Origin of the sequence: Streptomyces sp. NPDC025273 (assembly GCF_040638585.1) — a bacterium.
Lineage (GTDB): Bacteria > Actinomycetota > Actinomycetes > Streptomycetales > Streptomycetaceae > Streptomyces > Streptomyces cinereorectus.
In genome coordinates this window covers 332,404-345,567 of the sequence record NZ_JBEZYP010000003.1, presented here as the reverse complement: position 1 = coordinate 345,567, position 13,164 = coordinate 332,404, and the positions used below count along the sequence as shown (strand labels likewise).

General features: G+C 71.9%; 14 protein-coding genes. 5 read left to right on the top strand and 9 right to left on the bottom strand.

What is annotated here, in order from left to right; all coding sequences use genetic code 11:
- Nucleotides 1-311: 311 nt before the first annotated feature.
- Entirely contained in the window at nucleotides 312-1,676 is a 1,365-nt protein-coding gene (locus AB0F38_RS08605; RefSeq protein WP_361888714.1) for a dipeptidase, read from the bottom strand.
- Nucleotides 1,677-1,871: 195 nt separating this feature from the next.
- Between AB0F38_RS08605 and AB0F38_RS08600 the strand changes: the two genes are divergently transcribed.
- On the top strand, nucleotides 1,872-3,089 hold the full coding sequence (locus tag AB0F38_RS08600) for a geranylgeranyl reductase family protein (RefSeq protein WP_361888711.1): 1,218 nt from the start codon (nucleotides 1,872-1,874) through the stop codon (nucleotides 3,087-3,089).
- Nucleotides 3,090-3,237: 148 nt separating this feature from the next.
- Here the strand turns inward: AB0F38_RS08600 and AB0F38_RS08595 are convergent, their stop codons facing one another.
- The gene (locus AB0F38_RS08595; protein ID WP_361888708.1) at nucleotides 3,238-3,693 is read right to left on the bottom strand and encodes a nitroreductase/quinone reductase family protein; all 456 of its coding nucleotides are present in this window, start codon (nucleotides 3,691-3,693) and stop codon (nucleotides 3,238-3,240) included.
- A 127-nt stretch (nucleotides 3,694-3,820) separates the two neighbouring features.
- On the opposite strand from AB0F38_RS08595, the gene AB0F38_RS08590 reads away from it, so the two are divergent.
- Both AB0F38_RS08590 and AB0F38_RS08585 read left to right on the top strand, forming a co-directional pair.
- Nucleotides 3,821-4,558 (top strand): TetR/AcrR family transcriptional regulator, encoded by a 738-nt coding sequence (locus tag AB0F38_RS08590; RefSeq protein WP_361888705.1) that lies wholly within the window; start codon nucleotides 3,821-3,823, stop codon nucleotides 4,556-4,558.
- A gap of 221 nt (nucleotides 4,559-4,779) precedes the next feature.
- Nucleotides 4,780-5,181 carry a MarR family transcriptional regulator gene (locus AB0F38_RS08585; protein WP_361888702.1) on the top strand — a complete coding sequence of 134 codons (402 nt, stop codon included), beginning with the start codon at nucleotides 4,780-4,782 and terminating at the stop codon, nucleotides 5,179-5,181.
- A gap of 33 nt (nucleotides 5,182-5,214) precedes the next feature.
- Here the strand turns inward: AB0F38_RS08585 and AB0F38_RS08580 are convergent, their stop codons facing one another.
- From AB0F38_RS08580 to AB0F38_RS08570, 3 genes are all read right to left on the bottom strand, one after another.
- Nucleotides 5,215-5,967 (bottom strand): maleylpyruvate isomerase family mycothiol-dependent enzyme, encoded by a 753-nt coding sequence (locus AB0F38_RS08580; protein ID WP_361888700.1) that lies wholly within the window; start codon nucleotides 5,965-5,967, stop codon nucleotides 5,215-5,217.
- Between the two features lie 22 nt (nucleotides 5,968-5,989).
- A complete protein-coding gene (locus AB0F38_RS08575) occupies nucleotides 5,990-6,355 on the bottom strand; it encodes a hypothetical protein (protein ID WP_361888697.1) in 366 nt (121 codons plus the stop codon).
- Nucleotides 6,356-6,435: 80 nt separating this feature from the next.
- Nucleotides 6,436-7,662 carry an MFS transporter gene (locus AB0F38_RS08570; RefSeq protein ID WP_361888694.1) on the bottom strand — a complete coding sequence of 409 codons (1,227 nt, stop codon included), beginning with the start codon at nucleotides 7,660-7,662 and terminating at the stop codon, nucleotides 6,436-6,438.
- A gap of 121 nt (nucleotides 7,663-7,783) precedes the next feature.
- Between AB0F38_RS08570 and AB0F38_RS08565 the strand changes: the two genes are divergently transcribed.
- Nucleotides 7,784-8,998 carry an ROK family protein gene (locus AB0F38_RS08565; protein ID WP_361888691.1) on the top strand — a complete coding sequence of 405 codons (1,215 nt, stop codon included), beginning with the start codon at nucleotides 7,784-7,786 and terminating at the stop codon, nucleotides 8,996-8,998.
- Nucleotides 8,999-9,238: 240 nt separating this feature from the next.
- Here the strand turns inward: AB0F38_RS08565 and AB0F38_RS08560 are convergent, their stop codons facing one another.
- Both AB0F38_RS08560 and AB0F38_RS08555 read right to left on the bottom strand, forming a co-directional pair.
- Nucleotides 9,239-9,763, bottom strand: coding sequence for an ATP-binding protein (locus AB0F38_RS08560; protein ID WP_361888688.1), 525 nt, complete (start codon nucleotides 9,761-9,763; stop codon nucleotides 9,239-9,241).
- Nucleotides 9,764-9,980: 217 nt separating this feature from the next.
- On the bottom strand, nucleotides 9,981-10,298 hold the full coding sequence (locus AB0F38_RS08555) for a hypothetical protein (protein WP_361888685.1): 318 nt from the start codon (nucleotides 10,296-10,298) through the stop codon (nucleotides 9,981-9,983).
- Between the two features lie 228 nt (nucleotides 10,299-10,526).
- Here AB0F38_RS08555 and AB0F38_RS08550 point away from each other — a divergent pair, with 228 nt between their 5' ends.
- Nucleotides 10,527-11,660, top strand: coding sequence for a PLP-dependent cysteine synthase family protein (locus tag AB0F38_RS08550; RefSeq protein ID WP_361888682.1), 1,134 nt, complete (start codon nucleotides 10,527-10,529; stop codon nucleotides 11,658-11,660).
- A 67-nt stretch (nucleotides 11,661-11,727) separates the two neighbouring features.
- Here AB0F38_RS08550 and AB0F38_RS08545 read toward each other — a convergent pair whose 3' ends face one another.
- Together AB0F38_RS08545 and AB0F38_RS08540 are read right to left on the bottom strand one after the other, a co-directional pair.
- Nucleotides 11,728-12,162: an SRPBCC family protein gene (locus AB0F38_RS08545; protein WP_361888679.1), complete on the bottom strand. Its 435-nt coding sequence runs from the start codon at nucleotides 12,160-12,162 to the stop codon at nucleotides 11,728-11,730.
- A gap of 57 nt (nucleotides 12,163-12,219) precedes the next feature.
- Nucleotides 12,220-13,050 carry a DeoR/GlpR family DNA-binding transcription regulator gene (locus AB0F38_RS08540; protein ID WP_361888676.1) on the bottom strand — a complete coding sequence of 277 codons (831 nt, stop codon included), beginning with the start codon at nucleotides 13,048-13,050 and terminating at the stop codon, nucleotides 12,220-12,222.
- Between the last annotated feature and the right edge of the window lie 114 nt (nucleotides 13,051-13,164).

The window sequence follows — 13,164 nt, the reverse complement described above, 5'->3', positions numbered from 1 at the left end:
GGGAGCGGATCACCCGGGCACCGCCGAACGAGAGCTCGTCGCAGTCCGCCCGCTCGCGGTCGACGCGGGTGGGCGGTGCCGGGGCACCGTCGGCGCGTCCACGATCGCGGGCGCGGCGCGCACGTCCCGGCGTCGACCAGGATCAGGTCCGCGCCGTCGCGCCAGAGGTGCGCCTGGGAGACCGGGTGAGCGGAACACGTGCAGCCGGGGGAGCACGCCGACGAGTTCCATCCCGCGAACGCACGCGCGGGCGGACGTCGCCCGGGATTCTGTTCGGGGCGTCGCCCGCACGCGCGTAGCGGCGGGAGGCCTCAGACCTTCTTGGACTCCGCGTAGTTCTGCAGGAACAGCGCCTCTGCGACAGACAGGCGTTCGAGTTCCTGGGGGGACACGCTCTCGTTCACCGCGTGGATCTGCGCCTCGGGCTCGCTCAGCCCGATCAGCAGGATCTCCGCCGCCGGGTACAGCCCGGCCAGGGTGTTGCAGAGCGGGATCGAGCCGCCCATGCCGGACGACTGCATCTCCTCGCCCGGGTAGGCGACCCGCATGGCCTCCGCCATCGAGGTGTACGCCGGGCTGGTGATGTCGGCGCGGAACGGCTGACCCTGGCCGACCTGTTCGACCGACACCCGGGCGCCCCACGGGGCGTGCGACCGGAGATGGGCGGTCAGCAGCTTCGTGGCCTCGGCGGCGTCATGGCCCGGCGGCACCCGGAGGCTGATCTGCGCCCGGGCACGCGCCTGCAGCGACGGGGTGGCACCGACCACCGGCGGGCAGTCGATCCCGATGACCGTCACCGCGGGCCGCGCCCAGATGCGGTCGGCCACTGTGCCGGTACCGATCAGCTCCACACCGTCCAGCACCTTGGCGTCCCTGCGGAACTCGCCCTCCGGGTACTGCAGTCCGTCCCACTCGGTGTCCGTCGTGAGCCCGTCGACCGTCGTCGTGCCGTCCTCGGCCCGCAGCGACGCGAGCAACTGGATCATCGCGGCCAGCGCGTCCGGGGCCGCACCACCGAACTGCCCGGAGTGCAGGTTGCCTTCGAGGGTGTCCAACTGCACCCGCAGCATGGTCATGCCCCGGAGCGTCGCGGTGACGGTGGGCAGGCCCACCCGGAAGTTACCGGTGTCCCCGATGACGATCGTGTCGGCGGCGAGCAGCTCCGGGTGCGCCTCGGCGTACTGCTCCAGACCGCCCGTCCCCTGCTCCTCGGAGCCCTCCGCGATCACCTTGACGGAGACGGGGACGCCGCCGTTCGCCTTGAGGGCGCGCAGCGCGAGCAGGTGCATGATGAAGCCGCCCTTGCAGTCCGCCGCGCCCCGGCCGAACCAGCGGCCGTCGCGCTCGGTCAGTTCGAACGGCGGGGAGAGCCAGGCGGACTCGTCCAGCGGCGGCTGCACGTCGTAGTGCGCGTAGAGCAGTACGGTCGGTGCACCGGCCGGGCCGGGCAGGAAGCCGTACACCGACCGGGTTCCGTCGGGGGTGTCGAGCAGGGCGACGTCCTGGAAGTCCTCGGCGCGCAGTGCGTCGGCGACCCAGTCGGCCGCCGCCTCGCACTCGCTCTTCGGGAACTGCGCGGGGTCCGCCACCGACCGGAACGCCACCAGCTCGGTCAGCTCCGCCTTCGCACGGGGCATCAGCGAGGCGACGGTCTCGGAAATCGGACGGGCGGTCATGGGCACGCTCCTCGTGGGTGCGACGTTAGGTCTATGGCGCGGTGTGTACGCAACCGTGGGCGACGCCGTGGGTGCGGCGTTGCATGTATGGCGAAATCATGGCTGATCCTCCCACAGAGGGGCTCGGCCGCAACGCGCCGTAGGATGCCGTGAGCAACTGGGGCCACTGGTCGGGATCGGGAGCAGAAGCACATCGTGAGCAGCGAGAACGCAGACGCCGGACGTGAGCCGGAAGAGTCGTCGTCGGTATGGGACGTCGTCGTGGTCGGCGCGGGTCCGGCGGGAGCTTCCGCGGCGTACGCGGCAGCCGTCGCGGGCCGCCGGGTGCTTTTGTTGGAGAAAGCCGAGATTCCCCGCTACAAGACTTGCGGCGGCGGCATCATCGGGTTCTCGCGGGACTCCCTGCCCCCCGGTTTCGAACTGCCACTGAAGGACCGGATCCACTCCGTCACCTTCTCGCTCAACGGGAAGCTGTCCCGTACGCGCAGGTCCAAGCGCATGCTCTTCGGGCTGATCAACCGTCCGGAGTTCGACGCCGGTCTGGTCGAGGAGGCACAGAAAGCGGGTGCCGAACTGCGCACCGGTGTGGCGGTGGCGCGGGTCGAGCAGCACGGACCCGCCGTGCCGGACCGGCGCACGGTCGCGGTGGTGCTGGCCGACGGCGAGACGGTCCTGGCACGGGCCGTCGTCGGCGCGGACGGCAGCGCGGGCCGCATAGGAGCCCATGTCGGGGTGAAGCTCGACCAGGTGGACCTCGGGCTGGAGGCCGAGATCCCGGTGCCGGCGACGGTGGCCGAGGACTGGGCCGGGCGGGTGCTCATCGACTGGGGCCCGATGCCCGGGAGTTACGGCTGGGTCTTCCCCAAGGGCGACACGCTGACCGTCGGGGTGATCGCGGCGCGCGGCGACGGTGCGGGGACCAAGCGGTATCTGGAGGACTTCATCGGCCGGCTGGGCCTCGCCGGGTTCGAGCCGACGATCTCCTCCGGTCATCTGACGCGCTGCCGGAGCGAGGACTCGCCGCTCTCCCGCGGCCGCGTGGTGGTCTGCGGCGACGCGGCCGGACTGCTGGAGCCGTGGACCAGGGAAGGCATCTCCTTCGCCTTGCGGTCCGGTCGGCTCGCCGGCGAGTGGGCTGTGCGGATCGCGGAGTCGCACGACGCGGTCGACGCCCGGCGGCAGGCGCTCAACTACGCGTTCGCCATCAAGGCGGGGCTGGGGGTCGAGATGGGCGTCGGCCGGCGCATGCTCAAGCTGTTCGAGCGGCGCCCCGGGATCCTGCACGCGGTGCTGACGGGCTTCCGCCCGGCCTGGAGCGCGTTCGCCGGGGTCACCCGGGGGACGACCTCCCTGGCCGAGCTGGTCCGTACGCATCCGCTGGCGCAGCGGGCGCTGTCGGCGATGGACCGGTAGGTACGGCGGGACCGCTCGGGCCGGGTGGCTTCGCCGGGCCGGTTCGGGCCGCCGGGGCTTCCGGGACTCCGAGGCCGCTGGAACCGCTGAGGGCATCGCGGCCGTCCGGGCAGCTGGGCCGCTTCGGCCGCGGGGCTCCTGATCGGGGTCAGCCCTCGACGGTGATCCGGAAGACCGGGTGGTCGGGGCAGGCGGCCAGCAGCTCCGCGTCGGTGGACTTGGCGGTGACGCCCTGGAAGTACTGGTTGACCTCCCAGCCCCAGCGCTCCAGGTACGCGCGGACGATCAGCATCTTCTGCTCGTCGTCCGCGATCTCCTGCGCCGTGAACGTGCGGAGCTTCCTGCCCACCCGCAGCTCTCCGCCGCCCGCCACCCGCATGTTGCGCACCCACTGCGAGTGGCCGCGGGCGGAGACGAGGTACTGCCTGCCCTCGTAGGTGTGGGGGTTCACCGGGATCCGCTGCATCTGTCCGCTCTTGCGGCCCCGTACCGACATCTCCGCCGTGCCGAGAAGGCTGAAACCGTGGCGGGCGAGCCAGCCGACGGCACTGTTCATGCGGACGGTGAAGGCGCTGCTCCGGCGGTAATACGGCCGCTGCGACATGGGGATCTCCTCCCGTTGAGAGAGCGGTGCTCTCGCTTGAGAGCAGTGTGCACGTGGTAGGTGATCAAAAGCAAGAGCACCGCTCTCGTTATTGGTCGGTGCTCCGCTCTCGTGGCAGACTGCCCTCATGAGCGCCATCAGGGGAGCCAGGGAACGCGCCCGCATCGAAGTCACCGCCGCCATCAAGGACGAGGCCAGGAAACAGCTCGCGGCGGACGGCGCCGCGAAGCTCTCCCTCCGCGCCGTGGCGCGCGCACTCGGCATGGTCTCCTCCGCGCTCTACCGGTACTTCCCCAGCCGCGACGACCTGCTCACGGCCCTCATCGTCGACGCCTACGACGCGGTCGGCGCGACCGCGGAGGCCGCCCGCGCGACCCCCGGTGGATCCACCGGCCCCTACCCCGCCCGCTGGACCGCGGTCGCGGGCGCCGTGCGGGACTGGGCGCTCGCCCACCCCCACGAGTACGCGCTGATCTACGGCTCGCCCGTCCCCGGCTACACTGCACCGCAGGACACCATCGGCCCCGCCTCCCGCGTGGGCATCGTTCTCATCGGGCTGGTACGCGAGGCCTACCTCAGCGAGGGCCTGGCCGTCGCGCCGCTGGCCCCCGAACTGCGCCCCGAGGCCGAACGCATGGCGGCCGGCCTCGCCCCCGATCTCCCGCCCGCCGTCGCGGCGGCGCTCGTCGCGGCGTGGGCACAGCTCTTCGGGCTGATCTCCTTCGAGATCTTCGGCCAGTTCACCCGCCTCGTCGAGGAGCGGGACCTTTTCTTCCGGCGGGCCTCCCACGAACTCGCCCGCTCGGTCGGCCTCCTGGACGGCCGGGCAGCGGATGCCGGGGGCGCGAGGGGCGGACCGTCCTGACGCAGGACACCACCACCGTGCCGCTCGTACCCCCGTCCCGGGAGCGGGCCGACGAGGAGCGGCCGCGCAGGGGTGCGAGCCGCACGACGTCCTGGCGCACGGCGTCTCCGTCGCCGACGTCCAGGCCGGGGCCGAACCGGCGGGCGGCAGGGAATATGGCTCCATGCGTGGGCGTCTCATGCGGCCGCAACGACGGTCCTCGGCTCTGCTAGCGTGCGGACATGGCAGCCAGACGGTCCGAGCAGGCACTCGTCGACGAGTGGCGTGCCATTCTCGCGCTGCACGCCAGGACCCTGTGCGAGCTCGATCGCGCGCTGCGCGGGCACGGCCTGGGGGCCAGTGACTTCGAGGTGCTGGACATCCTCGCCGAGGGTGCGGCCGAGGACGGCGGCGCAGCTTATCGCGTGCAGGAGCTCGCGTGCCGGGTCCACCTCAGCCAGAGCGCGCTGTCGCGGCTCGTCGCACGGCTGGAGAGGGACGGCCTCGTCCGCCGCGGGATGTGCGGTGAGGACCGCCGCGGCGTCCGGGTCGAGCTGACGGACGGCGGCCGGGCCCGGCACGCGGAGGCCAAGCCGCTGCAGCGAGCGGTGCTCTCCAGGATGCTGAACGGACCGCGGGGCTGAGCGACCCTGCCTGGTCCCCGACACGCCTCCCCTTCACGACCAGGTGATCCCTGAGTGGTCGCACCACAACTCGGCGATCTCGCGGTCCCCCCTCAGCGCGACGGAGGAGAGCGGCCGGCGATTCCACAGGACCAGGAAGAGCTCTTCGGCCGTGCCGCTCAGTACGCAGTCGGCCGGTGTCCCCAGGGTGCCGCCGTCGCGCACCGTCCGCGGCGGGTCGGTCGACAGCCGTACGTCCCACACCGCCTCCGTGTCCACGGCCCGCACCCGCAGGGTGCGCGCCACGTCGGTGCGCACCCTGCTCCTGGGGCGGGCGTGGAATCCGGTCAGCAGTTCGTCGATGCCGTCCACGGCGTGCGCCGGGGCCACCGGCGCCGGCGGTCCCCCACGCGCCGACTCGGCGTCCACCCGGTGGATCCTGGTCTCGTGAGCCTGCCGACGGGCCCAGAAGGCCAGCGAGGAAGGCGCGGGAAAGAAGCTCCAGCACTCCAGGTCGGCCGGTGCCGCCCGCAGCGCCTCGACCAGCAGACCGTGACCTTCGCCGAACCAGTCGAACAGGTCGTCCCCGTCCAGATCGGGCTCGCCGCCGTCGGGGTGGTACGTGCGATGGCCCTCGGTCACGAACGCCGCTGCCCAGCGATGCACCATGCCGGTGTGCCTGAGGAGGTCGCGCACCCGCCAGCCCGGACAGGTCGGGACCGGTGCGTCGGTCCCCGCGTCCCGGGCCGCTGCCGCGAGTGACAGGCCCTCCGCGGACAGCGAAGTGACGTGCTCCGAGATCTCCACGGCCGTGATCGTACCGGGTGGGTCAGGCGCCCTGCGGGTGGGCGGAGTGCTCACGGCCCGTGCGGCGCACCATGCGGGTGAACCAGCCCAGTGCGCAGGCCTGCGCCAGTACGGACACGATCAGCGCGAGATAGACGAACCAGGCCGGTCCGCCCGCCTCCGCACCGGCCATGGAGCCGCCGACGAGGAAGAGGAACACGGTCGGTGCCGCGAGGAAGAACACCCAGACCCCGGCGAACGACGCGTCCTCGTGGGCCACGAACAATGTGTCCACGGCGACGAACACCGTGGCGGCCAGGACCAGGCCGAGGTAGATCCGCGAAGCCGTGTTGCCGAAGGTCAGCCGTGCCGCCGTGCGCAGCCGCTTGTTCATCACCTGGTGACTCATGTCCCGCTCCCCGTGGGTCGTTGATGCTCCCATCGTGCTCCGGGGGAGCGGCCCGTGCCTGAGTACGGCTACTCAATCGTTCAGGTGTGCGCCGCGTTCCGGGCTCCGTACCCCAGTACCGCCGCGGTCGCGGCGAGCAGTGCCACGGTGGTGAGGGCCACCGGCAGGGAGAACCAGTCGGCCATGAAGCCGATCACCGGCGGTCCCAGCAGCATTCCGCCGTAGCCGAGTGTCGACGCGGCGGCCACTCCGCTCGGGCCGGCCAGCGCGCCGGCCCGGCCGACGGCGACCGGGAAGATGTTGGCCAGCCCCAGACCGGCCACGGCGAAGCCGAGCAGGGTGAGCCAGACGGTCGGTGCGAGCGCGCCGAACAGCATGCCCGTCGCGGCCGTGGCCCCGCCCGCAACGAGCGTGCGGGTCTGCCCGAACCGTTCGAGGAGCGTGGTGCCCGTGAGCCTGCCGATGGCCATGGTCAGGGCGAAGAGGGAGTAGCCCGCGGCCGCGAGACCGGGGGCGGCGTGCAGGTCCTGCGTGAGGTGAAGCGCGCCCCACTCGGCGAGCGCACCCTCGCCGTACGCCGTGCAGAGGGCGATGACGCCGAACAGGATCACGATCCGGCGGGCGCGACCAGCCATCCGGTGCGGATGCTTCGGACCCGAGGGCCTCGGCACCGCGGCGGAGGTACCGGGTGCCGAGCGGTGGCGCAGGAGCACGGGACCGGCGACCGCGGTGACGGCCAGTCCGATACCGGCCAGCGCGAGGAGGTGGGCCGACGGGGAGAGGCCGCCCGCGACGAGCCCGCCGAGTCCGGCTCCCACCATGCCGCCCAGGCTGAACGCGGCGTGGAAACTCGGCATCACGGGGCGGCGCAGTGCGGTGACCAGATCGACGGCCGCGCTGTTCGCCGCCACGTTCATGCCGCCGTACGCGGCGCCGAACAGCAGCAGGACGAGCCCGAGCGCGGGTGCCGAATGCGTCTGCGCGGGAAGGGTGATGCTCAGCGGCAGCAGGACGCCGCAGACGACGGTGACGGCATGGCTTCCGTAGCGCCGGCAGAGCCGCCCGGTGAGCATCATCGTGATCACCGCACCCGCGGAGACGCCCAGCAGGGCGAGCCCCAGAGTGGAGGCGGTAGCCCCGGTCTGGTGCTTGATCGCCGGAATGCGGACCACCCAGCCGGCGAACAGGAACCCGTCCAGGGCGAAGAACACGGTCAGCGCGGTACGGAGGCGGGCCGGCGAGGGTGGGGCGGTGTCTCCGCCAGGTCCCCCCGTCAGGGCCGTCCGCAGTTTGTTTAGTTGCGGCACAAATTCAGCATAGGGGTGTGCGAACGGCGTGCGCAAGACGGCTGCCTCGATGACGTGCCGGTGAACGGTGCGGGGCCCCGGAGCGTCGGCGGCGGCCGCGGACCATGGGAGACTCGCCCCCATGAACGGCAAGTCGACCACCACGCGGACAAAGTTGGAGAGGGGCCGCAGCGCGCTCGGGCCCGCCCTGGAGCTGGTCCACACCGGCCGCGCGCCCACGCGTGCCGTGCTGACCTCCGAACTCGGCGTCACGCGGGCCACCGCCGGCGCGGTGGCTGCTGAGCTCGAAGCGCTCGGGCTCATCAGGGTCGACTCCAGCCCCGGCTCCGCGGCCGGTTCGCAGGGCCGCCCCTCGCACCGGCTGTCCGTCAGGGACAGCGGGCCGGTCGCCCTCGCCGCCCAGGTGCACGCCGACGGCTTCCGCGCCGCGCTGGTCGGGCTCGGGGGCAGGATCGTGGCCACCGCACCCGGCTGCGTCGCCGTGATGGCCGACCCCGCGCAGGTCCTCGGCGAGGTCGTCGAAGCCGGTGCCCAACTGCTCCGGGACAGCGGACTGCGCTGCGTCGGCGCCGGGCTGGCCGTCCCCTCCGCGGTCGCCGAACCCGAGGGCACCGCACTCAATCCGATGCACCTCGCCTGGCCGGCGGGCGCCCCCGTCCGGGAGATCTTCACCGCCTGTGTACGCGAGGCGGGCATCTCCGGGCCGGCGTTCACCGGGAACGACGTCAATCTCGCCGCTCTCGCCGAGCATCGGCACGGGGCGGGGCGCGGTGCCCAGCACCTGTTGTGTGTGGCCACCGGCCACCGGGGTGTCGGCGGCGCCCTCGTCCTGGACGGCCGCCTGCACAGCGGGAGTTCGGGCCTCGCCCTGGAGGTGGGGCACCTCACGGTCAACCCCGAGGGCCGCCCCTGCCACTGTGGCGGACGCGGCTGCCTGGACGTCGAGACGGACCCCCTCGCCTTCCTGACCGCGGCGCACCGGCAGCCGGGCCCCGAGGAGTCACTCCTCAAGCAGTCGGGCGACCTGCTGCGCGCGGAGTACGACGACCCCTGTGTGCGGGCCGCCGCCCAGGAGCTGATCGACCGCCTAGGACTGGGCCTGGCCGGACTGGTCAACATCCTCAACCCGGACCGCATCATCCTCGGCGGCCTGCACCGCGACCTCCTGGAGGCCGACCCCGAACGGCTCCGGGCGGTGGTGGCCGACCGCAGCCTGTGGGGCCGCAGCGGCAGCGTGCCGATCCTGTCCTGCACCCTGGATCACAACAGCCTGGTGGGCGCTGCCGAACTGGCCTGGCAGCCCGTGCTCGACGATCCGCTGGCCGCCCTCGGCTGACCCGTGCCCTGCCGTACGGACGACGTCACGTCGTCACCACTGTCTGCCCGCCGTCAGCCGGTCGCGGTCCGGCAGGCGGCCCGGAGCGCTCATGCGGCCACCGCGCCTACCGGAAGGTACCGAAGGAGGGCCTGCGGTCGGGCCGGCGCGTGCGCAACCCGGTCGTGAGGGAGCGCGCCGGCCGTGAGTGGTCGACGCGTTCCCCGCGCTCCGCTTGACGGCTGCGGCGCGCCGCCCCTGTCAGCCGACGACCGCCGACCGGGCGCGCGTCTCCACCGCCGCAGGCTCCATGAGGATCCCGGGCCCGGAGCCGAACGGACCGTCGGTCGTCGATCCGTACACCGGGAGAGGACGCGGAGTGGTGGCGAAGGAAGGAGCGGGGAGGGTGAACCAGACGACCTTTCCCGCGTCGTCGCTCGGTCGTACGCCCCAGCTCTCGCTGACAGCGGCGATCAGCGCCATTCCGCGCCCCGAAGTGGCGGAGGGATCGGCATCGCACACGGTCGGCAGCCGGGGGTCGTGGTCGTGGACGGAGACCGTCAGACGGTCGAGCAGCAGCTCGATCTCGACGGTGCACGATTTGTCCGGCTGTGCATGCCGGTGGACATTGGTCAGCAGTTCGGTGACGCCGAGCGCTGCCTGGTCGATCAGAGGATCGAGATGCCAGTAGCGCAATTGCGCCGAAATGATTCTGCGGACCTGACCGATCCGCGACGGCAGGGCCTGGAGCTCCACCGCGCAGTGCCTGCTTGGCTCGCTGATCACGGCTGCGACTCCCCGAAATAGGTCCGGAAGAAGACGAAGGGACGGATCCAGCAGATGGCTGACTGCTGTTTCTGGTCTGGTGACGCGTGGTCCGCCCTGATCGGCCCCGGCGGAGCGGCTCGCGCTGTCACCGCCGGTGCACCATCAGTGACGTGAGACCAGCGTGACCCAGGGGGTTGCGCTCCGCAACTCGCGGTGCCCGCACGGAAGCGTTCCGTCAGGTCCGCCGGCTCCCCGCGACGCGCAGCACCTCCAGGAACCTGCGGACCGGGGCGGCCCCACCCGGCCTGCGGCTGCGCTGCCCCATCGTCAGGCGGTAGCGCACCCCGTTGATCCGTGCGACCGCGGAGTCGGCCGCCAGGAACCACCGCTTGCCCGCGCGCACCGTGGTCACCGGGGCGCTGTCGATCTCCCGGCCGTCACTGGTCAGCAGCGCCAGCCGGCCGTCCTTGACGATCACTCGGCCGGCCCTGGTCAGAGAACGGGCCCACCGCTCGATCCTGACATCCGTCGCGCTGAACTCTGCCTCGGACATGACGACTTCACCCCCCTTGTCCCTGCTTCTGCTGAGAAGTCTGCCCTGGGCGGGGGCGGTTGCACCAGACCACATCGGAGGGGAATCCACTGATCCGCCGCGCCGGTCGCACGCCCGTCGGCCCCTGTGCAAAGGCAGGGCTATGGATCACCAAAGCGATCGTTTGTGCAGGTGGGGGGAATATCGTGGTGGCTCCGGAATGCCGCCGCCGCGAGAAGGAGATCCCTGATGGACGCCAGTGAGCACCGACGTGACGGTGGGGTCGTGGAGACGGCGGACATCGACCGCAGCGATCCGGACTACCGGGCCTGGCTCAAGGAGGCGGTGCGCAAGGTCCAGGCGGACGCGAACCGATCCGCGGACACCCATCTCCTGCGCTTCCCCCTGCCCGAGCAGTGGGGCATCGACCTCTACCTCAAGGACGAGTCGACACATCCCACAGGCAGCCTCAAACACCGGCTGGCGCGCTCGCTCTTCCTCTACGCGCTGTGCAACGGCTGGATCCGCCGGGGCAAGCCTGTCATCGAGGCGTCCAGCGGCTCGACGGCCGTCTCGGAGGCGTACTTCGCGAAGCTGATCGGCGTGCCGTTCATCGCGGTGATGCCCCGTACCACCAGTCCCGAGAAGTGCCGGCTGATCGAGTTCCACGGCGGGCAGTGCCACTTCGTGGACGACTCCCGCAGGCTGTACGAGGAGTCCGCGGCCCTCGCGGCCGAGACCGGCGGCCACTACATGGACCAGTTCACCTACGCCGAGCGCGCCACCGACTGGCGGGGCAACAACAACATCGCGGAATCCATCTACCAGCAGCTGAGGCTGGAGAGGTACCCGGAACCCGCCTGGATCGTCGCCACGGCCGGCACGGGCGGCACCTCCGCCACCATCGGCCGCTACGTCCGCTACATGCAGCACGACACACGGATCTGCGTACCGGACCCGGAGAACTCCTGTTTCTTCGACGGCTGGACCCGGCACGACCCGCTGGCCACCAGCGACTGCGGCTCACGCATCGAAGGCATCGGCCGGCCCCGCATGGAGCCGAGCTTCGTGCCCGGCGCCATCGACCGGATGATGAAGGTGCCGGACGCGGCCACCGTCGCCGCCGTCCGCGTGCTGGAGCGCGCCCTCGGCCGCAAGGCGGGCGGCTCGACGGGCACCGGGCTGTGGAGCGCGTTCAAGCTCGTGGCCGAAATGGTGGAGCGGGGCAGCACCGGCAGCGTGGTCACGCTGATCTGCGACCCGGGCGACCGCTACCTCGACAAGTACTACTCGGACAGCTGGCTGGGCGAGCAGGGCCTGGACATCCAGCCGTACACGGATACGATCCACCGATTCCTGGCCACCGGCACCTGGTCCGCCTGAGCCCGTCCGCCCCGGTCCAGGCACCCCCGGGGGTCCGCATGCGGGTCGTCCGCGCGGCGGTCGTGAGCTACTCGTCGAGCAGGGTGTCGAGCACACGGCCGAAGACCCGCCGCCCCGCGGTCGCGAGCAGCGGATCGGCCCAGCCGGGCAGCAGCCGTACGCGCAGCTCCTCGACCCAGATCACATGAGACCCCGCGCCGGTCGGACGGACATCGATCGAGGCCCGGCCCCGCACCACGGAGCCGCGCTTCTCCAACGTGCACAGCCCTGCCCGGCCGGCCGCCGGAGGGGTCCACCGCACGACCTCCATCGGATCGTCGAAACCGAACGGTCCGAGACCCGTACGGGCGACGAAGACCGTCCCGGTGCGGGTGTGCGGACCTGTCGGGACGGTGACCGAGGTGAACGGGACAGTCCCGCCATGCCGCTCCCAGTCGGTCACCCGGCGCCAGGTCTCGGCGGCGGGGAGGGAAGTGAAACGCTCGATCCGGAAGACGGCCACACCCCGATCCTAGGACGTCCACCGCTCCGAGAGGTGCGGAGCGGAACGCCCCGGGCCCTACGTGTCCGGTGATCCGCCCGCCACGACCAGGTCCGGCAGATACTCCTCGATCTCCCGGCGGGCACCGTCCGGCAGGCCCGCGTCCGTGACGAAGCTGTCCACCTCGTCGAGCGTCGCGAAGGAACTCAGCCCCACCGTGCCCCACTTGGTGTGGTCGGCGACCACCACGACCCGCCGCGCAGCCCGGACCAGGCGGCGGTTCGTCTCGGCCTCCGCGAGGTTCGGGGTCGAGAGACCGGCCTCGACGGAGATGCCGTGCACCCCGAGGAACAGCACATCGAAGTGGAGCGAGTCGATGGCCCGGTCCGCGACCGGACCCACGAGCGAGTCCGAAGGCGTACGGACCCCTCCGGTCAGCACCACCGTGGCAGCCCCGGCCCGCGAGCCGCCCCCCGCCGTGGGTCGCTGCGCGTCGTGGAAGACATCGGCGACCCGCACCGAATTCGTCACCACGGTCAGCGCCGGTACCTCCAGCAGATGCCTGGCCAGCGCGAACGTGGTCGTACCGCCGGAGAGCGCGATCGCGCTGCCGGGCACCGCCATCGCCGCCGCCGCCCGCGCGATGTCCTCCTTGGCGCTGAGCTCCAGCGTCGACTTCGCCTCGAACCCCGGTTCGTGCGTGCTCGCCTCGACCACCGGGACGGCCCCGCCGTGCACCTTCTCGATGACACCCTGACGGGCCAGCGCGTCCAGGTCCCGGCGGATGGTCATGTCGGAGACGCTCAGCTTGCGGGTCAGCTCGTTGACCCGGATCCCGCCGCGCTTGCGCACCTCGTCGAGAATGAGCGCGCGCCGCTGCTCCGCGAGCAGGTTCTGGTTCTCGCTCAACGCCGGCCGGCCCTTTCCTCTGTTCACCTGTCCACACGGTCCGGCAGGGGCCTGCGGGACTCCCTCATCCTGCCACGCACACCCACGGGCCGTGTCACTGGGGAGATTCGGTGA

Coding starts and splice junctions, on each gene's coding strand:
- AB0F38_RS08590 (WP_361888705.1), top strand. CDS start 3,821: ATGAGCGCCATCAGGGGAGCCAGGGAACGCGCCCGCATCGAAGTCACC.
- AB0F38_RS08555 (WP_361888685.1), bottom strand. CDS start 10,298: ATGTCCGAGGCAGAGTTCAGCGCGACGGATGTCAGGATCGAGCGGTGG.
- AB0F38_RS08565 (WP_361888691.1), top strand. CDS start 7,784: ATGAACGGCAAGTCGACCACCACGCGGACAAAGTTGGAGAGGGGCCGC.
- AB0F38_RS08575 (WP_361888697.1), bottom strand. CDS start 6,355: ATGAGTCACCAGGTGATGAACAAGCGGCTGCGCACGGCGGCACGGCTG.
- AB0F38_RS08550 (WP_361888682.1), top strand. CDS start 10,527: ATGGACGCCAGTGAGCACCGACGTGACGGTGGGGTCGTGGAGACGGCG.
- AB0F38_RS08595 (WP_361888708.1), bottom strand. CDS start 3,693: ATGTCGCAGCGGCCGTATTACCGCCGGAGCAGCGCCTTCACCGTCCGC.
- AB0F38_RS08605 (WP_361888714.1), bottom strand. CDS start 1,676: ATGACCGCCCGTCCGATTTCCGAGACCGTCGCCTCGCTGATGCCCCGT.
- AB0F38_RS08585 (WP_361888702.1), top strand. CDS start 4,780: ATGGCAGCCAGACGGTCCGAGCAGGCACTCGTCGACGAGTGGCGTGCC.